The organism is Fictibacillus terranigra (assembly GCF_030412265.1).
Classification (GTDB): Bacteria; Bacillota; Bacilli; order Bacillales; family Fictibacillaceae; genus Fictibacillus_C; species Fictibacillus_C terrinigri.
Map to the genome: position 1 here is coordinate 54131 of NZ_JAUHLN010000003.1, position 20052 is coordinate 74182.

The window sequence follows — 20052 nt, forward strand, 5'->3', positions numbered from 1 at the left end:
GAATTGTAAGTTTTGCATTTTATGGTTAGGTTGATATCTAGTAGGGAAATGGAAATAGCAATAAGAGAGAAGCGAATAAAATACAAAAAAGAATAGCGATATAATCTTTGTTCTGTGCTTTGTATTTTGTGTAAATGGACCGTTCGTTTCCTGGTGTGTAGCATCTTGCTTCCATGGCGAGCACTAAGTCTTCTGCCCGTGCCATCGCTACATTGAACAATGGGATAATGATCGGAAACACATCTTTTGTCCTCTGTATGATTCTCCACCAGGCACCTGTACCAAACTCTGCCCCCCTTGATGCCTGGGCCTTCATCATCTTTTCCATTTCCATTGCAAACGTTGGGACAAAACGGATAGCGATGGTAATAATCAGTGCAAATTCATGAACCGGAAACTTTACATACTTTAATGGCCGTAATAAACTCTCAATCCCATGAGTGATCTGTGTGGTAGATGTACTTAGTGTCAGTACACTGCTCAAAAAGATGATTTCAATGAAACGCAATGCAGATACGATGACCAGCCGTATACTGTCAGAGGTAATCAGGATAAAACCATGATCAACTAAAACCGTTCCTCCGGAAGCCACTTTGTTATAGAACATCAATTGCAGTACGGCTAATATCAAAATGAATGGGATTGCCGGCTTGACACCTGACAAACCATAACTTATCGGAATACGTGAGATATAAAATAAGCAAATGGCAAATGCGAGGGCAATAATATTACCTACATAGGTATCACATATAGCCATTGCAATGACCAGTATGGTGAAGGACAATAGCTTCACACGCGGATCTAAACGATGGACAAGTGAACCTGTCGGCAAATACTGGCCAATGGTTATATTGCGAGATAATTCAAATTCAAAACCAGCCAATATTTTCACCTCCTGAACGGCTGAAGAATAGATACGATTTCCTTGGCGGCAGACTCCCGCTCAAATGCTTTTAGATCAACGGAATAGCCCCGTTGTTTTAGATGTGCCAGGATCTCAACCGTTTGAGGTGCGGCAATATGGTGTCTGCGAAGTATTTCTGTATTGCCAAAAATCTCACGAGGCGTTCCATCTATGAGATTTTTTCCGTCAGCTAATACGTATATCCGTTGAGCTAAATAAGCGACTTCCTCCATATTGTGTGAGACAAAAATGACGGTCATCTTTTCTTGCTTATTCAACAGAGCAATTCTGTCCAATAATTCTTGCCTGGAAAAGGGATCCAGACCAGCTGTCGGTTCATCGAGCACCAAAATTTCTGGTTTGAGAGCCAGAACACCGGCTAGAGCTACCTTTCTTTTTTGTCCGCCGCTCAAGGCATAGGTCACCCTGTCTTTCAATTCCTCAAAAGACAGGCCCACCAGTTCCATCGCCCACTTCACACGATCTCTTACTTCTTTTAGCGGCAGCCCCATTTTTAAAGGGCCATAAGCGATATCATCACCGATCAGCTTCTCAAAAATCTGATCTTCAGGATTTTGGAACACAAGTCCTACTTTTCTTCTCAACGCTTTAACATCCAGTTTTGGATCCGATAAATTCTGGCCATCCACTAATACTTCTCCCCGCTGAGGACGCATCAGTCCGTTAAAATGCTGAATTAATGTCGATTTTCCAGAACCGGTATGCCCAATAACCGCTACGCATTCTCCTTTTTTCACCTGCAGATTAATCCCGGCCAGTGCCTTGTATTCAAGAGGTGTCTTTTCCATGTAGGTATGGTACAAATTGTTCACTTCTAAAATGGCAGATTCACTCATCCCACAAACACCCCCCGTTTGGCTGATAGACGGACAACCTCTTGTATAATCTCGTTATTCCGGATCAGATCTGACTGGAATTCTTCGTCATATTCATGAATCAATCTTGCTAATCGGCTCGCAACTGGAATATCAAGTTTCAATTGCTGCATCCTTTCATACTGTTGAAAAATCTCCCTTGGTGACCCATCCATAACAATTTGTCCCTGTTCAATGACGATGACCCGGCTGGCTTCTGCCACTTCTGACATATGATGAGTAACGGAAACAATGGTCATCCCGTCATCGTTCAGTTCGCGCACAACATTGAGTATGTCTCTTCTTCCGTAGGTATCCAGCATGCTGGTTGCTTCATCGAGCACTAAACAATCCGGTTTCATCGCAATGATACCCGCAATGGCAACCCGCTGTTTCTGTCCGCCGGATAGGTGATGAGGCGGTCTTTGCCGAAACTCACTCATCCCGACTGCTTCTAGTGCATAATCAATTCTATCCTTCATTGTTGCTGCAGGGATTTCAATATTCTCTAGACCAAAGGCCACATCGTCTTCAACAATGGTCGCAACAATCTGGTTATCGGGATGCTGAAATACCATACCTACCTTTTGCCGAATTTCGCGCAGCATTTGTAGTTCCTTTGTGTTGCTGCCACTTACCAGAACATCACCGCTGCTGGGTTTTAAAATCCCGTTCAAGTGCTTTGAAAGGGTAGACTTTCCAGAGCCGTTATGTCCGACGATCGCAACATATTCTCCCGGAAATATATCAAAGGAAACACCCTTCAATACGGGAATGGAGGTTTTATTATTTAACTTGTATTCAAAAGAAAGGTCGTTAACTTTAATAAGAGGTTCTATCATGCATATCCCCTTCCTCTGCGTGCACATCTACAAAGATTTTGTTTCTACAAACGGTTCATCGGCTTTCATTCCTGAACCTTCCTTTTTTAAACTAAATACTAGCAAACTCGTAATGATTAAAGAAAAACTTAGAAAGAATAGTCCTGCTTCCATCTTTCCGGAGGCATCCTTTAAATATCCGATCATATAGGGTCCAACAAAACCTCCTAAGTTACCGATTGAATTAATGAGTGCAATCCCTACAGCGGCTGAAGCTTCTGTCAAAAAAAGTGCAGGCAATGACCAGAAAGGACCAAAAAAGCTGTAGATTCCAACGGTCGCAATAGACATCATCAAAATCGAAAGATAGGGATTTGACGTCATCCCAGCCCCAATCAAGCCTAGGGCTCCCAGTAAAGGCGGCAGTGCAGTAGATAATCTTCGCTCACCCGTTCGATCTGAACGCCTGGCCCACAAGATCATACAGATTCCTCCAGCAATGTAGGGCACCATGGAAATGAGTCCTACCTGAGTGTTAGAGAGCACCGTCGAGAAGGATTTAATGATGGTCGGCATCCAAAATCCAATGCCGTATAGACCGACTACGAGAGTTAGGTAAATCAAAGAGAACTTCCAAACCAGAGGGTTGGTCAGCACTTGTCGGGTTGAAGACTGTTTGAGGTTTCCTTTTTGGCTACTTTCACGCTCAATTTCTTTTATGAGCCAATCTTTTTCTTCCTGTTCCAGCCAATTCGCATCTTGAGGGCGATCCGTTAAGTAAAAGTACGTAATAATACCTATAATGATGGCCGGTATTCCTTCTAAAACAAACATCCATCGCCATCCCGGCATACCTGCCCATTGAATGGAATCCATGATCCAGGTCGATAATGGAGCTCCAATGATATTTGAGGCTGCCAGCGCAGTCATAAACAAGGCGAAAGCTCTGGCTTGTTCTTTTGCACGAAACCAGTAAGTAATATATAAAATAATGCCTGGAAAAAATCCCGCTTCCGCTATTCCTAAAAGAAATCGCAGAACATAGAGATGTGCGGCGCTCTCTGCCCAACCGGTCAAAATCACAACCAATCCCCAGCTGACCATGATCCGTGCGATCCACTTTCTTGCTCCAAATTTGTGGAGAAGTATATTGCTGGGAATCTCAAAGAGAAAGTATCCAAAGAAGAAAATACCTGAGATTAATCCGAAGGTAGAGCTGGCCAAGGCTAAATCTTTGTTCATATCCAGTGCAGCATATCCAAGGTTGACCCTGTCAAGAAAGGCTACAATGTATAACAAAAAAATAAACGGAATTATTCTCCAAAACACTTTTTTTGTTGTTCGCTCTTCAATTGATAGATTCATATAAACCTCCCTTTCTCTTTCTGATTTCTTTTAAAAGCATAAAATTAGACTAGACCCCTCGGCCGCCATCGAGATTCATGATTTCTCCAGTGACCGCTTTTGCCAAGTCGGAAGCCAGATATAAAGCGGCCTGAGCAATGTCCTCCGGTTGAATCAAGGTGCCTAAAGGAACACTGTCCAGAAAAATTTTCTTTTTGTCTTCCTCAACTTTTTTTTCATCACCAGGCAGGAATTTTCCAAGCATCGGCGTTTCAGCGGGTCCTGGATTAATGGCATTCACCCGAATTTTAAAAGGTGCCAATTCAAGCGCCAGTGCTTTCGTTAACATAATCGCGGCGCCTTTCGATGCACAATAAGCGTTTAAACCAGGTCTTGCCCGTATACCCGCAATGGAAGCGATATTTATAATCGAACCTTTCCTGATTCGTTTCATGTGAGGAACAAGGTGCCGTGTGGTCAAAAAAATCGACTTCGCATTGACGTTCATAATCTTGTCCCATTCATTTATGCTCATTTCTTCAATGGGAGTGAAAAACTGAGGTACTCCGGCACAATTCAGCAAAACGTCTAAATGCTGATATTGATGGACGGCTTCATTAACCAGCTTCTGGACACTTTCGTCTTCTCCAACATCTGTTTGAATCACCATTACTTCCCCTGTATTTCCTATTTCCCCAGCAGTACAATTGGCCGCTTCACGATTTAAGTCAGCTAAAACGACGTTTGCTCCTTCGGCTGCAAACAGCTTGGCTGCAGCCTTCCCCATACCAGAGCCCGCTCCTGTAATGATAGCTGTTTTTCCTTCAAGCAATCCCGCAGTCATAGGTTAATCACCACCATTCGTTCGTCTGTCATTTCTTGAATCGCATAATGCGGCCCTTCTTTTCCGATCCCGCTGTTCTTAACGCCGCCATATGGCATGACATCATTCCGATATGTTGATACATCATTTATGATCACTCCGCCATATTGCAGAACTTTGGCCGCTCTCATCGCCAGCTGTAAATCCATTGTGAAAATACCCGCCTGAAGTCCATACTCTGATTGATTGGCAAACTGAAAAGCCGCATCAATATCTTGATAAGGAATGATGCTCACAATGGGAGCGAATACTTCCTTACAGACCACCTTCATGTCAGGTTTTGTGTTGACGAGCACTGTCGGGAATAACAGGGCACCTTCCCTTTTAACAGGAAGTAAGGATTTAGCTCCTTGTTCTATTGCTTCATTGATCCATTTCTCTGAACGAATGGCCTCTTTTTCACTGATCATCGGTCCTACGTCTGTTTCTTCTGCTTCAGGATCACCAACGTTCAATTGTTGAACATGATGTAGATAACGCTCCGTAAACTCATTTAAGACTGATTGATGAACATAAAGGCGCTGTACTGCTATGCAGGCTTGTCCAGCGTTATGAAAACTGCGGCTTGCCGTTAGTTTCGCTGCCAACTCTAAATCTGCGTCACTGTGTACAATGTTCGGGGAATTGTTGCCCAATTCAAGAGCCACCGGCCTCAAGCCGCTTCGTTCTTTAATATGCCTTCCGACTTCACCTGAACCAGTAAATGTATACATTGCGATGCGCTCATCTTCCAAGAGCCATTCCCCCACTTCACTCCCTGCCCCAGTGACGATGTTGACGTAGCCTTTCGGAAGACCCGCTTCCTCCAAAAGTTCGACCAGCTGGAAAGTGGCCAATGGTGTAGTGGTAGCAGGCTTAATGACAATCGTGTTTCCGGCAGCAAGGGCGGGAGCGATCTTATGAACCCCTAATAACAAAGGATAATTGAATGGGGTAATCACTCCGATAACCCCTTTTGGAACGCGAATGGTAAAGCCTAACCGGTTGTCGGCTCCTTCCGTTGCCTGAAGGGGAATCATTTCACCTGCGATCCTTTTCGCTTCTTCTGCGGATAAACGGATCGTGTTAATTGTCCGGTCTAGTTCTCCTGCCGCATCTTTTAGGGTTTTCCCTACTTCTTTTACTAAGGAAAGTTCAAAATCCCTGCGCCTTTTTTCCATTAAATCAGCGGCTTTTGAAAGAATTGCAGATCTCTGGCAGGCTGTTAGCTGGTCCGCCTTAAAAACTTTTTCCGCAGCAGTCACCGCCTGATCGACATGATGCTTACCTGCTTTCGCGATGGCAGCGATCACCTCCCCTGTGTATTTATGATACACAGGAATACTTTTCTCGGTTTGAACATGTTTGCCATCAATGTACAGATGCAATTTTTTGTCACTCTTTAATGGAGTCTGTGTGTCGGTCATGCTTTATCCATCTCCTTATTTAAAATTCATGCTCCTACTCGTCATTTGTTCACGAATGGCACTTCCCATTTCAAATGTCGTGTGTTTCCCGCCTAGGTCTCTCGTGGAAACTTTTCCTTCCAGAAGGACCTCTTCGATAGACTCAACAATCAAGTCTGCCATATCAGGAAAACCTAGATGCTGCATCATTAAGCTGAGACTCCAAATCTGGGCGATGGGATTCGCTATTCCTTTTCCGGCGATGTCAGGCGCCGACCCATGAATCGGTTCAAACATTGAAGGATACGTCTTTTCAGGGTTAATATTTCCTGAAGGTGCCAGCCCAAGACCGCCTACAATAGCCGCCCCAAGATCAGTCAGGATGTCACCGAAAAGGTTGCTTGCTACAACCACATCCAACTCTTCTGGCCGTGTAATAAAATAGGCGGCAAGCGCATCAATATGATATATATCCGTTCGTATAGAAGGATGAGTCCGGCTGACTTCCTTTACGATTTCATCCCAGAATGGCATTGAAAAATTAATTCCGTTTGATTTCGTTGCTGCGGTCAGCCGTTTTTTATTTCTTTTTTCGGCAAGTGAGTAGGCATATTTGATCACACGTTCGGTTCCATATCTAGTAAACACATTGTTTTGTACTGCAAGCTCAAAGGGGGTATTCTCATGTAACCGCCCTCCCATGTTCGAGTATTCTCCTTCCGTATTTTCACGGATCACCACAAAATCCAGATCATGATGCGCCTTATATCGGAGAGGGCTGTCCAATCCTCTCAGAAGCTTGATCGGACGTAAATTGATATATTGCTGAAAGGTCCTGCGAATAGGCAAGATCAGCTCCCAAACCGATATGTGGTCAGGTACAGTTGGGGCACCTATTGCGCCTAGAAGAATCACATCATAATCACGTAAAATTTTCAGGCCGTTCCCCGGCATCATCTTTCCATGTTTTAAATAGTAATCACAATTCCAATCAAACGAATCAATGGAAAAATGAATCCCTCCATGAAGTTCCCCTATCTTGGTTAACGTTTTTAATCCCTCTGCCATGACTTCAGGCCCTATTCCATCACCAGGTATGGCGGCAATTGAAAAGTGCTGCAAGTTATCACCTCATTTTGTATTGTTAGTAACATACACTTGCAAGATTTGTGCCAATTTAGTTTATTTTAAATTTTCAGAAATTATAGCGTATAGAAAAGTATGATGCGGAACTCACTGTTGCAAATTACAACACTCGTTTCAAGATGAAACCTCATAATTGGTATTCCTTTATTTTTCTCCAAAGTGTCGATCGGTCAATCCCGAGAGAATGTGCCGCCTTTGCTTTACTGTCATATTTAAGGAGTGCCTTCCGGATTAAATCCCTTTCACTTTCCTTTATGGTTGCTTCACTGCCCACTGTTTCCTTACTCTGTCTCTTCCTGAGTTTTGGATAAAAGAAGGAAGCATCCTTAGCTGAAATTTCTGTGCCTTTTTGCAGCAAAACAATCCTTTCCAAAACATTTCTTAATTCACGGATGTTGCCTGGCCAGTGATAATCCTGCAAAACCGGGACAAAGCCATCTTCCACTTTGGCGATCTGCTTCCGATGCATTTCATTGAACTGCTCAAGAAAATGTCTCATAAGCAAAGGGATATCTTCCAATCTTTCTCGTAACGCTGGCAATTCCAGTGACAGTACATTCAACCGATAATATAAATCCGTTCTAAACTCCTTCTTGTTCATTTCTTCTTCGATGTCTGAGTTAGTTGCTGCAATAATACGGACGTTCACAGGTATATTTCGTTGGCCGCCAATTCTGCGGACAGATCTTTCCTGTAGAACACGCAACAGGTGAGCTTGTATCTGTAATGGCATTTCGCCAATCTCATCTAGAAACAAAGTCCCTCCGTGCGCTAATTCGAAGAGTCCTTGTTTCCCGCCTTTTCTTGCTCCAGAAAAACTTCCTTCCTCATATCCAAACAATTCACTCTCCAGGAGACTTTCAGGAAAAGCTGCACAATTAACAGCGACAAAAGGACCAATAGCGCGGCTGCTCCCCAAATGGATGCCTTGAGCAAACAGCTCCTTACCTGTTCCGGACTCCCCTGTAATCAGAACCGTTGCATCCGTTTGCGAAATAATTTTTGCTTGTTCTTTCGCTTCCTTAATCGTTCTTGATTCACCAATAATATCATCAAGCCTGTATTTTGCTTCTAACCCGCTCTCATGTAACTTTTTCCTCAGTTTCATCTCCATTCTTTGAAGATCGGTAATTTCTTTAAAGTTGGATACAGCTCCAACTACAGTTTGATTAAGCATAACTGGAAAACGGTTAATAATAATCTGCCGATCAAGAATCTTGGCTACATCCCCTATTTCTTTTCGTCCAGTCTGCAGCACTCTGAGCATATCGGAGTGCGGAATAAATTCCGTTATGTGTTTTCCAACTACCTCACCTTCAAGTCCCAGATACTTTTTTGCATTTTCATTGGTTAGAGTAATTTTTCCTTGGCGGTCTACCGCTATTAATCCATCATGTGCAGAATCGACGATGGCTTTCACCTGATATTTTTCTTTAAACATCTCTCTCGTTATACCTATGAGATTGATCGCCTGCCGTACTGCGGAAAATATGGTGTCCTTCGACGGCTGGACATAATAAATGTGTTCTTTGGTTTGTTGGGACATAGGCAGATGACTTTCCCAGGAAGGAACAAGAAATGAGGTATTGGTCTTTGCATTCGCAAGGTTAACTTGCTCCCTGCTCCTGATTTCCAATATACTTTTTTGATTGGCATTTTCAGCATCCAGCCATTTTTTCTCTTCACCAGAAACAATGATCAAAGGATTTTTGTTAGTTAGTGAATTGACTTTAATTGTTTGTTCGAAGTCACTTAAATGCAAGGATAAGGGGACAATGGGAATTGAAAAAGAACGAACCTCGTTAACATAAATGGATGGAGTGATGAGGACAAAAGGGTTCATGACATGATCCATGACCGTTTTTCTTGAGTGAAAGGATAATGCTTGAATCCCGCTCTCTTTTAATATATGAGCGATGAATTCCTCCAGCTCCTTATCCACTTTGTATAAAGCAATCATTGATCAACCTCTTTTCTTATAGGCTTAGAACCAGTGTACCATAGTTATTTTTTTACTAGCATTCTATTAGCGAATAAACTTAATAGGGCCTTTCTCTATGAAGAGAAAGGCCTTTTTATATACGTCTTACAAACTCCGTTCACCCTACTTCAAGCCTTTTAAATTGTGAAAGGACCAGCCGGTAATATTCCTTTTCCAGTTCCATCAGTTCATCATGGCTTCCTTGTTCAACAATGTTGCCGTGGTCAAGCACGATGATAGTATCTGACTCACGAATAGTAGACAAGCGGTGCGCAACGATGATGGCGGTCCTCCCCGCAAGAAGGGTCTTAAGTGCTTTTTGAATATTGACTTCCGTTTCTGTATCAATACTTGCTGTCGCCTCATCTAAAATGAGGATTCGTGGATCGGCAAGCAAGGCTCTTGCAAATGATAAGAGCTGCCGCTCACCTACAGACAGAACATTTCCCCGCTCTTCTACTTCTGTATGGTAGCCGTCTTTCAGCTTGTTGATAAATAAGTGAGCTCCAACTGCTTCTGCAGCATGTTCTACTTCGTCATCCGTTGCATCCGGCCGGCCAAATCGGATATTTTCCATTATGGTTCCTGAGAAGATGAAAGTATCTTGGAGAACAATACTTACTTTTTGGCGAAGACTATCAAGCTTTAAGTCTTTAATAGGAATGTCGTCAATTTCAATGGTTCCCGCTGTCGCATCATAAAAGCGGCAGATCAGATTGGCAATGGTAGATTTTCCGGAACCGGTATGCCCGACTAAAGCAACAGTCGCTCCGGCATTAATGGTCAAATCAATGCCGTTGAGGGCTTTACGCTTTCCATCGTACGAGAACTCCACCTTTTTAAACGTAATATTCCCCCTGACGTCTTCCAGCTCCACCGGGTTCGGAATCTCATCAACATTTGGTTTTTCATCTAAAAATTCAAAAATACGTTCGGAGGAGGCCATTCCAACAAGCAGCTGATTGTACACCTGGCCAAGCCTTGAAATCGGCTCCCAAAACATGCCGAGATAGAAAGCAAAAGATATGAACACCCCCATCTCAAGAGAGCCTTGCTGAATGAGATGCGATCCAAACCAAATCAGAATGACGGTCCCAATGGCATTCGATACATCCACAAAAGGGCGGAACATGGCGTTTAGCCTTGTCGCTTGTTTCCAGCTTAAAAGGTTGTCGTTGTTGATCCCTTCAAAAAAGTTCATATTCTCCTGTTCTTGAGTATACGACTGAGTGACCCTGATCCCCTGGATACTTTCGTTCAGATGAGAGTTAATCTTGGCCTGCCTGGCACGCACCACCTGCCAGGAACGGCGGATATGCCGTCGGATACTTGTCGAAATGATAAACATGAGCGGGACAACGACCATGATTGCGAGCGCAAGGGGCGGACTGTAAACAAACATAAGCACAATAATCCCAGCAAGCAATATTAAATCCATTAAGACATTGATAACCCCGTTCGTAAAAAGGTCCTGAAGCGAATTTACATCATTGATGACCCGTACAAGTATGGAGCCTGCCGAACGCTCATCAAAGAAACGGTGGGACAGCCGCTGGATATGCTTAAACAAATGCTGGCGTATGTCACAAATGACGAGCTGCCCCAATTCATTCATCCACCTGATCCGGTACGTGTTGGCGACCCATGACACAATGTACATGGCAGCAATGGACATGATCAGCTCAATGAGCAATGGTGTGTTCTTATTCTTAATTGCATGATCAAACGTCAGAACTCCGATAAATATGGGGACGACGAGCCGGATTCCTGTCGTGAGAAGCATGGCGATCACGGCTTTCGGCAGCAGCGATTTTCTGTATGGCCTCATATACTCGAACAGCCGGAGCATGAGCCCCCAATTAAACGGCTTATCAATAGGTGGTTCGCTGGAATAAAAGAAACGTTCTTTTTTTCGTTTAACCATGTTCAATACCCCGCTGACACTCGTTTAGCTTCGAGTGCCTCCCTATCCTTGTATTGAAAGTCATACGTCCGTTTATACAAGCCTTCTCGCTTAATTAACTGTTCATGAGTTCCTCTTGCAGCAACCCTTCCGTTCTCAAGCACTAAAATTTCATCAGCATGCTTCAGGGAGGAGATGCGATGGGCAATAATAATCGTCGTTCGTCCTTTCATTACTTCCTGGAACGCCTGCTGAATCTTAGATTCCGTTTCCGTATCCACAGCACTCGTCGCATCATCTAAAAGGAGGATGCTCGGATTAACGAGGAGTGCTCTTGCGATGGAAATCCGCTGCTTTTGGCCACCGGAAAGGCCCAGCCCTCTTTCTCCGAGCTGAGTTTCATACTGATGAGGAAGCTCCATAATAAAATCATGTGCCTGTGCCAGTACTGCGGCTGCAATAATTTGGTCCATGTCCGCGTCCGGGTTTCCATAGGCAATGTTATCTTTGATGGTTGAAGAGAATAAAAACGATTCTTGAAACACCGCTCCAATATGCTGCCGGAGCATTATGGGATCATAATTAGATATTGATTTACCGTCAATGAGGATCTCGCCTTGCTGTGGTTCGTAAAATCTGGAGATGAGCTGGGTGAGTGTCGTTTTCCCGGAACCTGTCGCTCCCATCAAGCCAATGATCTGGCCTTTCTTAGCATGAAATGACACATTTTCAATGGGAGGATGCTCTTCTGTTCCATATCGGTGAGTAACCCCCTTAAATTCAATATCCCCTTCCACACATCCGATAGCGTCTGATTGATTTTTGAGTTCGCCCGGTTCTTCCAAGAGCTCTATTAACCGTTCCCCCGACGCCTTTGATTGCGAGAAGGTATTAATGATGAAACCAAGACCCATAATGGGTCCAATGATATACCAGACCAAACTGAAAAAAGCAACAAGCTCGCCAGGCATGAGCTTCCCTTGAATGACAAGATACCCGCCATACGATAGAAGAAAAACGACACACAGGTTACCGATCAGTTCCATAAGCGGAAAGTATTTTGCCCAGATATCAGCTGTAAAGATTTGTTTATCTTTATAATCCTTATTTGTAGACATAAACCTGCCAATCTCGTAATCTTCTCTGGACAGGGACTTTACTGTCTGCATCCCGCTTACATTTTCCTGAACCTTGGTGTTCAGGTTCCCCATTGATTTCCGTATCGATTGAAACGCAGGATGAACCGCCTTATCAAACCGATAAACGACAATCCCTAAAAACGGGAGCACACCTAAAGTGACAAAAGCAAGCGGTACTGAATAATAGAACATCACCATCAAACTGAAACCAATGAGAAAGACAAAGTTGATCAACTGTGCAAAGCCGAATGAAAGGAAGAAACGAAAACCTTCGACATCTGCAGTGAGCCTGGACATCAGATCACCGGTTTTGGCATTGTCGTAATAACGAAAGGGCAAAAACTGAAGTTTTTCATAAAGTGCCTTTCGGAGCCGGTACACTGCAGTGACACCGAATAGATCCCCAAAATACTGATGAATAAATGTAAATCCGCCTTTTGCTGTCATTAGAACGACGAAGGCCAAGGCAAGCATTGGAACTTTATCATAATTACCTTTTAAAATGACATCATCTATCGTATATTGCAGCACCATCGGATAGATGACCGTCATGCCCGTTAAGAAAATGAGCGCTAGGACTGACCAGATGAAATACCTTTTATACGGCCAATAAAATGCTTTCAGCTTCCTGAATGTTTCCACACTCTCACCCGCCACTTTTTTATAAATTTTGAAAAGAGCCACAATATACATATTATAATCCGGGTCTAAATAAATAACTAATAATTGGGATTTAATCCAAAAATCCTAGCGTCTCCTTTCTCCCGGGTGTGATTTCGGTTGATGCTGCAAGGGATTTGACTTTGTCATTCCATCGATCAGTTAACAATAAAAACGCGTGGCTTATCATTGGGAATTTTGTAATGCTGATTCTGTAAGTCACCCAGCATAACATGCATTGCCTGGGGAATATGTCCCTGTTTCCATTCACTCGTGTTTCGGACATCAAGTACAAATACGCTTTCTTTTTGAACAGCATCATATATCCATTCGGTTTTCACTTCTTCATAATTTATAACATCGGACAACATACTTGAAGATCATCTGGAAGTTTTTTAAACTGCTGCAGAGACTGATACATTAATCGCGCCATTTTTACTGATGAACCTATTTCATCCGCAGCTTTTTCTAATAAATCTGGACGTCCCACATTATCAACAAACATAAAATCCCCTGTAAAGATTCCGAGTGGGTCCTTATGTCTATTGATATCTGTTACGAGCAGTGAAATGTGTTCAGGTGTGTGTCCTGGTGTATGTATAACCTTAAAATTGATCTTATGAATAAGAAATCCATCTCCATTTTTCAGAAAATGTCGATACTTTGTCTCGTACTCGTATTTCCAGACCTCATCTCCTTCATTAGACAATGCTTTGAAGCTAAAGCTTGTGAACCGGATGTCTTGGAATGAAATACGATGAGATGAATGCCAAAGCCAATCAGTTTGCCCCTCTCCTGATTGAAAAACGCATCAGGAAAAACGAACGTGTTGCCATCATGTCACGAAATAACGAACACTTCTTCTATGGGGTGGAAGAACTGATTGAGCATGTATTAGACTAGATGCCCGTCATCAGACGCTCTTGCAAAGAAATTGGCTTATTTTATGTATGATGTGTATACAGCTGTACACCTGCTGGAGGAAGCACATTATGATCTTCAAAATACAGGGGAAAACAGAAGAATGATCATTGCCGAGCACTGGTACAGAGTGAGATTTGATCGTTCCAGATCGCGGGATTCTTCAGCCTCATCATTACGGATGAGAAATTTAAAAAAATCGTTTGCTTTCATTGATGGAATAAGATGAACGGGATGTCTCCCGCTTTTTCTTATGCAAAAAAAAGAACCGAATCTATTAGATCCGGCTGCCAATGAGGGTATTTCATTAGGGGGTGTGTCAAGAGATCGTTAAATCCCAACGATTATACTCCTTATCATAACCATATCGCTTTAATAAGTAAATGCTTTTATGCATTAAATTAATAAAATTATTTTTTTTAAAACATTATTCACTTCTTTTCAGACATGACCAGATGAAGGGCGACTGGAACCTTCACACATTCAGCAGCGGTTCGAACCATGTTTACGACATGAGCCATGCTGTATATACAATGGTCGACGGGGCCGTTTGCAGGATAACGGGTTCTTTCAGTTCATCGGCCGCCTCCGAGAAGTCTTGAATTATTTCCCAGTTATAAGCAGGAAATGTTCCGACAGCAAAGTTTTGTTGAAAAGCATCCATCACCATTTCTTTCGACCTGACCAGCGGTATTAGCATCCTCCTTTCCTTCATGATCGCCCGTAATTCATAGGCTTATTAAGACCAGTCTTTTCGATGTCTTTATATAGGAGCACCATGTCTTCACGAACTCGTTAAACAGATGTCTACTACTTCATATTCCTTAATTTCCGGTAGCTGGATGGTTACCCGGCCCCCATGCTGCACAAAGGCTCCGGTTTTTTTGTTTCGCAAAAAACTGACGGAATGAACTTCTTTTGGCAATTGGATATTAATTGTCAGATTCGTTAAAGGCATTACTTCGTTAATCGGTCTCGTCATGGAAGCTGTGTAATTGACTACATGGACAAGGACGCGGTTCTCCCCTTGCTTTCTCAAGGATACGTGTAAGGATTCTGTCTGTTGTGCCGTACTGATATTAAAAGGAATCTCTACAAGTGAGCTAACAGCATTCACCATGATCCTCCTATATTCAGGAATGGCATAAGATTCATAAAATTTTCCGACATTCCCGGCAAAGTAGATACTTTCTCCCAACCCATAACTGCTTTTTACAATATAAGGGTAAGAGGTCTTTTGAGGAAGATCACAATATCTTGAATTTTGTTTCTCCCGATAGAACATCACGCTTTCAGAACCCTTTTTGGCAGTAACTTCAGTTCCTAAACGTGCGGCTGGAATTAATTGCTGGTCAACGGATGTAAGCATAGGATGATGGGGATCGCATTCGATATGATCGTACTCGCAGTGGCGAATGGTATGCAGCGTTATGCCGAAGACTTCGGCTAACAAAGGCTGATCCCTTTTCATCCCATCTTCCTGATAAAGGGATGTATCAAATGTTCCTATGATCTTCCCTCCCCTGTTAACATAAGATTTGAAATGATCCGCCTCTTCTTCGCTCATGACACTCACGTTAGGCAAAATGACAAGCTCATACTTTGCGAATGATCCATCTGTTATTGATGTATTGTCTACTATATCAAACGGTATCCTGCTTCTTGATAAAACATCGTACCACCCCATAAAGGAACCTCTGGCGTCGCTCTTATCAGGATCTCTCAATTGATCCTGACCTGCTGTAAAATCAGTTTCTTCTGACGAAGATTGATAAAAATTGGCCGTATCATAAGACCACATTAAAGCAACAGTTGCCATTGATGTTGTGTCGGTAAAACGGTTTTCATTCTCTTCTAGAAAGGCGTTGATTTCCTTCACCGTTTCCATTCTTGCGTCAATATTATTGTCATTGTAAACGCCATACCATGTATTCGCACCGTGAGATACAGCCATCGCATGCGTCAGCCATGTTTCAGCTGCCGATAATAGATAACGGGACCAGGGAGCATGCCGTCCTGCAATGGCTACACAGTAAGGTTTACCTTCGGACTGGGTTTCAAGCAACTGAGCTGTTGCTGCAGGTTTCCAGATCGGGACCTGCCTCAGGTCGTCACCTAAAAAACCCCCTTCGGCTAAAAGCATATCTTGATGTTTAACGGTAAGCCGGTTATCCCGGCTGCAATAAATGGTTGGTACCAGTTGAGGGCTGTTCATGTAAATCATGGCATCCGTTTTTTTGCTTTTTAATAACTCGTTTGCTTCCTTCATAAAAAGGGCAATGGACTCCCTTTTAAAACGAAATAAATCCTTTCTTTCTTGTGGCCCTGCTTTTTCCCACACAGGAAGTTCATAATGAAAAGCCGTTTGGAAATCATGTTTACAGCTTTGGCAATAGCATCCCTCAATACGGAAAAAGGGACCGTCCAGGAAAATCCCTTTTATTTTATACGCTGCCAGATTTCTTATGACTTGAAGGGCATACTGGCGAAAAGGAGAATTTATGCAAGAATATGTTCCCGATCCATAAGCACTCGGTATGGGCTGGCCGTCCGGAAATACCTGCTGATAGTCAGGATGGTGCACAGCGAGCGAGGATGAAAGCCAATGAACATTGAAGTATACAATAGGGTTAATTTCCAGATTTTCGTACTCGGCTTCGATCTGTTCCAAAATATTTTTTCTTACTTCTACAGCACAATCAGATGGGTAGTATGTTATGCCTGACTCCCCTTCTGCAATATCGTGTACTTCTACGTGTTCACAATTAAAGCCCAGGCTTTTCCGAATGCGAAACTGCTCTTGAAGATCGAGCCTTTCATAAACTTCTGGCCCAGGCGGAATAAAATCGACGATCCTCAGCGGCTTTTGTTTCCATGTTAATGTTTTCATTGGTTTTCAATGCTCCTTAACCTTTAATCGACCCTTGCAGCCCGCTTACAAAATGGCGCTGCATGGCAATGTAAAAAATAATAACGGGTACAAGGGAAATGACCACACCTGCAGCCATCGTTTTTACATCGGTGCCAAATGTTCCGGATAAGTATGCAAGGCCCAAGGAGATCGGGAATAAACTATCATCCTTTAATATGATCAAAGGCCACATGAATGAGTTCCATACAGAAATAAACGCAAATACACTTAGAGCGGCAAGTGTCGGCCTTGTTAATGGAAGAATGATACTCCACCAAACCCGAAAGGGGCCACAACCATCGATAATCGCAGCTTCCTCAATTTCTTTTGGAATGGCCAAATAGGACTGCCTCATTAAAAAGATGGAAAAACCTCCAACGAGACCCGGTAAAATCAGTCCCCACCATGAATCTACCAATCCCAGTTTTTCTACTATAATGTACAAAGGCACGAGTTTCCCTTCTTCCGGCAGAAACATCGTGGCAATAATGGCATAAAAGATAAAATTTCTGCCTGGGAAGTTCATCCTGGCCAATGGATAGGCCGTTAACGCCGTTAAAAAGATGTGGGCCGGAACCATGATGATGATTAATAGAAAGGAATTTAATAGGTAACGCGGAAAAGGAATTGCCGTCCACGCTTCTATAAAATGGTCGATGACGGCGGGTTTTGGTATAAAACTTGGCGGAAAACTGAATACATCTTGACTGTTCGACTTGAAAGCAGTAGACAAAAGCCATAGAAATGGTCCTATGAAGATGCAGGCGACCCCAATTAAAAGCAAATACAAGAGAGCGAGTTTACTAATTTTCATCCAGTTTGTTTTTGGTCTTTTTATCATTGTATCGATTGCCCCCCTCTTGAAAGCTTGTAATTGATGATGGTCAGGACCATAAGGATCAGCCATAGGACCATACCCATAGCAGTAGCGTAGCCCATATCAAATTCAACAAACGCTTTTTGATAGATATAAAGCGGGAGAGACATTGTACTGTCCAGGGGACCTCCACCTGTCATTACATAAATGCTCGTAAACATTTGAACAGTTCCGAGTGTCGCCATAACAACGGTTACAGCAAAAACAGGCCGCAGCTGGGGTAAGTATACATGCCATAGAATTCTCACTTTTGATGCCCCGTCGATTTTCGCGGCTTCGATCAACTCTTTAGAGACCGTCTGCAAGCCCGCTAAATAAATCAGCATATAAAAGCCCGCAGCCTTCCAAGCCTCCAGCATAGAAACTGCTGGAAGTGCCGTTTTTTTATTTAACAGCCAATTAATGTTCGCATGGTCCCATCCCATTCCATGAAGGGCTGCATTAATTAAACCGGTAGGATGATATAAGTATTTCCACACTATGGCTACGGCCACCATCGCTGTTACCACAGGGAGATAGTAAATAACACGGAAGAGCGTGATTCCTTTTATTGTCCGGTTCACAAGAATGGCAAGAAATAAAGGAAGAGTGATCAGCATAGGGACGGTGATCACAAAGTATTTCATCGAGTTGCCCAGTGCAATCCAAAATTTTTCGTCCTCCATCATCATTTTGTAGTTTTGAAGCCCCGTCCATTCAGCAGGAGATAAAATATGATATTCGGTAAAAGAATAATAGAAAGCATTGATGGTAGGAAGGTATTCAAAAACCAAAAGGAGTACAATTGCCGGCAGCAGGAATACATAAGGAACATAGTTGAACTTTTTCTTTTTCTTTTGTTTGATGGAAACTTTTACTTTTTGATGGATATTTGTTTCTACTTGGTGGACGGCCATATTACCACTCCTTTCAATCAAACAGCAGCAGCGGACGCGAAATCCTCCGCTGCTGTTCTAAGGCACCGATTGTTATTTTTGGTTCTTTAGTGCTTGATTCCAATAGTCAACCGATTTATCCAGTGCTTCTTTCGCCGATAGTTCACCCATCATGGCAGCACGGATTTGTTCAGTATAATAGTCTCTTAGCTTTTCCTCATCTTTGATCCCTAAAATGTTTACCTTTAAATGAGGAGCTGTTTCCACCATGATTTTCCTTGCTTCATCATGTATGGTCTTCCCCTTTGATTCTTTAAAAAATGGGTCTTCCAGTGTTTCGGTAGTCGATGGGAAGATAGGAACAATTTTGGCAAAATCCAATTGATTCTTTGCGTTAGTAACAAAAAGAGCAAATTTGGCTGCTTCTTTTGGATGCTCTGATTTCTTTGGTACGACGAAGGTTTGAATGGCTTTAACGGCTATGGTTCCATCTCCTCCGGTCACAGGTTTAGTCACTTTTATCTTCGTAATTTCATTCGGAGCATTTTTTTCCAGATTCAGCAAAGCGGCTGCTACGGACTGGCCTGCCTGTGCCTGCTGCTTATTTTCATAGGTTTGCTGAAGCTGACGGTCATCTTTCGTTACCGCACCAGGTGCAATTGCTCCATTTTTGTACCCGTCTACGAACATTTGTACAAATTTTACGTGTTCATCGGAATTAAAAACGGCTTTTGTATGATCATCATTAAGGATTGGCAGCCCCTGGCTCACAAAAACTTCAATACCCGGCAAGTCGTTTGAACCATATACTTTTGGCAGTTTCTCATGAATCAGTTTTCCGTTTTTCAAGCTTTCTTCCCATGTTTTTGGCGGATTGTCAGCATCTAAACCCGCTTTTTTATAGATTTCTGTATTAATGGTGCCAATTGGAGGTCCGCCATAGTACCAAGGAAGCCCTTGAAGTTCATCCTGGAAGGTTAAGCTGTCGATCAATCCAGGAATATATGCATTGAGCTCATCTTTGGAGACAAGTTTGTTAATGGGGGACAGAACATTGTACTGCTGAATCATGGAGATATCACTGCTGGCCAGATTAACCACATCCGGCACTTTTTTACTCTGCAAAGATGTTAAAAACTTTTTGGACGCGTCGGCACCTGGAACATCTACCCATTTAATTTTGACATTCGGATTGGCTTTCTCGTAATCACTGATCATACCTTGAATATAATCATTGAAGTTCTTCTTTAAATTAATCGTCCAAAATTCGAGCTCGATTTTGTTTCCATTTTTGCCGTCACCTGAAGCTTTTTCATCATTCGAACATGCTAACAAAGGTATAAATGCGAGTAAAAACACCAGAATGAACGCAGCAAGTTTTTTCCCTTTCACACAAGTACCTCCCCAACCTTTTTTTCTTTGTTTAT

18 protein-coding genes are annotated in these 20052 nt (G+C 42.8%); 1 reads left to right on the forward strand and 17 read right to left on the reverse strand.

Going from position 1 to position 20052, the window contains the following annotated elements:
* Nucleotides 1–37 precede the first annotated feature (37 nt).
* From QYF49_RS15520 to QYF49_RS15570, 12 genes are all read right to left on the reverse strand, one after another.
* On the reverse strand, nucleotides 38–883 hold the full coding sequence (locus QYF49_RS15520) for an energy-coupling factor transporter transmembrane component T family protein (protein ID WP_290400522.1): 846 nt from the start codon (nucleotides 881–883) through the stop codon (nucleotides 38–40).
* A gap of 5 nt (nucleotides 884–888) precedes the next feature.
* A complete protein-coding gene (locus tag QYF49_RS15525; protein WP_290400523.1) occupies nucleotides 889–1761 on the reverse strand; it encodes an energy-coupling factor transporter ATPase in 873 nt (290 codons plus the stop codon).
* Complete coding sequence (locus tag QYF49_RS15530) at nucleotides 1758–2621, reverse strand: energy-coupling factor transporter ATPase (RefSeq protein ID WP_290400524.1); 864 nt, start codon at nucleotides 2619–2621, stop codon at nucleotides 1758–1760. The genes QYF49_RS15525 and QYF49_RS15530 overlap by 4 nt, the downstream gene beginning before the upstream one ends.
* Before the next feature lie 27 nt (nucleotides 2622–2648).
* Nucleotides 2649–3965, reverse strand: coding sequence for an MFS transporter (locus tag QYF49_RS15535; protein ID WP_290400525.1), 1317 nt, complete (start codon nucleotides 3963–3965; stop codon nucleotides 2649–2651).
* 49 nt (nucleotides 3966–4014) lie between these two features.
* Nucleotides 4015–4788, reverse strand: coding sequence for an SDR family oxidoreductase (locus QYF49_RS15540; protein WP_290400526.1), 774 nt, complete (start codon nucleotides 4786–4788; stop codon nucleotides 4015–4017).
* Complete coding sequence (locus QYF49_RS15545) at nucleotides 4785–6233, reverse strand: aldehyde dehydrogenase family protein (RefSeq protein WP_290400527.1); 1449 nt, start codon at nucleotides 6231–6233, stop codon at nucleotides 4785–4787. Before QYF49_RS15545 ends, QYF49_RS15540 begins: the two co-directional genes overlap by 4 nt.
* A gap of 15 nt (nucleotides 6234–6248) precedes the next feature.
* Complete coding sequence (locus QYF49_RS15550; protein WP_290400528.1) at nucleotides 6249–7334, reverse strand: tartrate dehydrogenase; 1086 nt, start codon at nucleotides 7332–7334, stop codon at nucleotides 6249–6251.
* A gap of 151 nt (nucleotides 7335–7485) precedes the next feature.
* A complete protein-coding gene (locus tag QYF49_RS15555) occupies nucleotides 7486–9318 on the reverse strand; it encodes a sigma-54 interaction domain-containing protein (protein WP_290400529.1) in 1833 nt (610 codons plus the stop codon).
* A 139-nt stretch (nucleotides 9319–9457) separates the two neighbouring features.
* Nucleotides 9458–11263 carry an ABC transporter ATP-binding protein gene (locus QYF49_RS15560; RefSeq protein ID WP_290400530.1) on the reverse strand — a complete coding sequence of 602 codons (1806 nt, stop codon included), beginning with the start codon at nucleotides 11261–11263 and terminating at the stop codon, nucleotides 9458–9460.
* A gap of 2 nt (nucleotides 11264–11265) precedes the next feature.
* Nucleotides 11266–13023 carry an ABC transporter ATP-binding protein gene (locus QYF49_RS15565; RefSeq protein ID WP_290400531.1) on the reverse strand — a complete coding sequence of 586 codons (1758 nt, stop codon included), beginning with the start codon at nucleotides 13021–13023 and terminating at the stop codon, nucleotides 11266–11268.
* A 176-nt stretch (nucleotides 13024–13199) separates the two neighbouring features.
* The gene (locus QYF49_RS25825; RefSeq protein ID WP_354005843.1) at nucleotides 13200–13412 is read right to left on the reverse strand and encodes a rhodanese-like domain-containing protein; all 213 of its coding nucleotides are present in this window, start codon (nucleotides 13410–13412) and stop codon (nucleotides 13200–13202) included.
* Nucleotides 13394–13546 (reverse strand): MBL fold metallo-hydrolase, encoded by a 153-nt coding sequence (locus QYF49_RS15570; protein ID WP_290400532.1) that lies wholly within the window; start codon nucleotides 13544–13546, stop codon nucleotides 13394–13396. The genes QYF49_RS25825 and QYF49_RS15570 overlap by 19 nt, the downstream gene beginning before the upstream one ends.
* 242 nt (nucleotides 13547–13788) lie before the next feature.
* On the opposite strand from QYF49_RS15570, the gene QYF49_RS15575 reads away from it, so the two are divergent.
* Nucleotides 13789–13944, forward strand: coding sequence for a hypothetical protein (locus tag QYF49_RS15575; protein WP_290400533.1), 156 nt, complete (start codon nucleotides 13789–13791; stop codon nucleotides 13942–13944).
* Nucleotides 13945–14467: 523 nt separating this feature from the next.
* On the opposite strand, the gene QYF49_RS15580 is transcribed toward QYF49_RS15575, so the two are convergent.
* The 5 genes from QYF49_RS15580 to QYF49_RS15600 all read right to left on the reverse strand — a co-directional run bounded on the left by QYF49_RS15580 (nucleotide 14468) and on the right by QYF49_RS15600 (nucleotide 20017).
* Entirely contained in the window at nucleotides 14468–14662 is a 195-nt protein-coding gene (locus QYF49_RS15580) for a class II fructose-bisphosphate aldolase (protein WP_290400534.1), read from the reverse strand.
* A gap of 84 nt (nucleotides 14663–14746) precedes the next feature.
* Nucleotides 14747–16852, reverse strand: a complete 2106-nt coding sequence (locus tag QYF49_RS15585; protein ID WP_290400535.1) for a beta-galactosidase trimerization domain-containing protein — start codon at nucleotides 16850–16852, stop codon at nucleotides 14747–14749.
* A gap of 16 nt (nucleotides 16853–16868) precedes the next feature.
* Nucleotides 16869–17714, reverse strand: coding sequence for a carbohydrate ABC transporter permease (locus tag QYF49_RS15590; protein ID WP_290400536.1), 846 nt, complete (start codon nucleotides 17712–17714; stop codon nucleotides 16869–16871).
* Nucleotides 17711–18646: a carbohydrate ABC transporter permease gene (locus QYF49_RS15595; RefSeq protein ID WP_290400537.1), complete on the reverse strand. Its 936-nt coding sequence runs from the start codon at nucleotides 18644–18646 to the stop codon at nucleotides 17711–17713. Before QYF49_RS15595 ends, QYF49_RS15590 begins: the two co-directional genes overlap by 4 nt.
* 72 nt (nucleotides 18647–18718) lie before the next feature.
* Entirely contained in the window at nucleotides 18719–20017 is a 1299-nt protein-coding gene (locus QYF49_RS15600) for an ABC transporter substrate-binding protein (RefSeq protein ID WP_290400538.1), read from the reverse strand.
* Nucleotides 20018–20052: the final 35 nt, after the last annotated feature.